Origin of the sequence: Elioraea sp. Yellowstone (genome assembly GCF_006704265.1) — a bacterium.
In the GTDB taxonomy this organism is placed as follows: Bacteria; Pseudomonadota; Alphaproteobacteria; order Acetobacterales; family Acetobacteraceae; genus Elioraea.
The window spans coordinates 1-1,091 of record NZ_VIKA01000293.1; the positions used below are offsets into that span (position 1 = coordinate 1).

Below are 1,091 nucleotides of genomic sequence, written 5' to 3' on the forward strand. Positions count from 1 at the left end.
CATCTCGCGCTGGTCGCCGCGCTCGACAATGCCACCTGGTTCGCCGACGGCGTGACCACCGCGCTGCCGGCGATCGAGGCGACGCTCGCCGCGCTGTCGGGCCGGCGCGAGGCGGCGACCGTCGTCACCGGCGGTGCCGAGGGCACGCGCGCGCTCGCGCTCGCGCTGCGCGGCGATTTCGGCTCGGGCGATGTCGGCCGCTACGACGGGCTGATGCTGCTCGGCTCGCGCCAGAACATCGACCAGGACTTCGCCGGCGCCGAGGCATCCTTCCGCGACGCGCTCGCGCTGCATGGCCGCCTGTTCGGCGACGACAGCCCCGACCGCGCCGACGCGATGGCGCATCTCGCGCTCCAGCTCTCGAATCTCGGCCGGCACGAGGAGGCGGATGCGCTGTTCGCCACCGCCGCCACGATCGCGCCGCGCGCCTCCGATCCCCAGCTTCCCGCGCGCGTGGCGCATTACCGCGCCTATCACGCGCGCAACCGCGGCGACGCCGCGGAGGCGGCACGCCTCGCCGCGGAGGCCGAGCGTCTCTACCTTGCGGCCGCGCCCAATCTCGAGCGCACGCTGCGGCGCATCGACGTGGCTGCGGAGGCGCCGCGCGCGGGCCCCTCGCTCGGTCCCGATCCGCGCGACCTGCGCGCCTTCATCCCGCTCTCGCTGGTGCGCGACGCCGAGAGCGAGCTCGCCGCGCAGGGCGTGGCCGATCTCTGGCGGCTGCGCGGCATCCTCGCCTACGAGGCGGGCGACTGCGCGGGCGCGCAGCGCGAGGCGGTGCGTGCCGCGGGACTGCTCGCGCGCATCGGCGTCGATCCGGGGGGGGTGCGTCAGCGCGCGCTGCGCGTCGCCGGTCTCGCGGCCGACTGCGAGCGCCGCCACACCGCCGCCGCGGCCGATCTCGGCGAGGCGGTGAGCGGACTCGCGGCCAAGCTGCCCGGCACCACGCCCGAGGTGGTCACGCGCCTCGAATTCGGCGGCGTGCTGCTGAACGCCGCCGGGGCGACGAGCCGCGACCAGGCGCTCGCGGCGTTCCGTGCCGCCGCACGCACGCTGCGCGAACGCCGCCGCAGCGCGGCAGCGGCCGCGAT

General features: G+C 76.9%; 1 protein-coding gene. It reads left to right on the forward strand.

The genetic code is table 11. The features are described 5' to 3' along the window. A partial coding sequence (locus FK498_RS19595; protein ID WP_161988497.1) for a tetratricopeptide repeat protein occupies positions 1–1,091 on the forward strand: 1,091 nt, incomplete at both ends.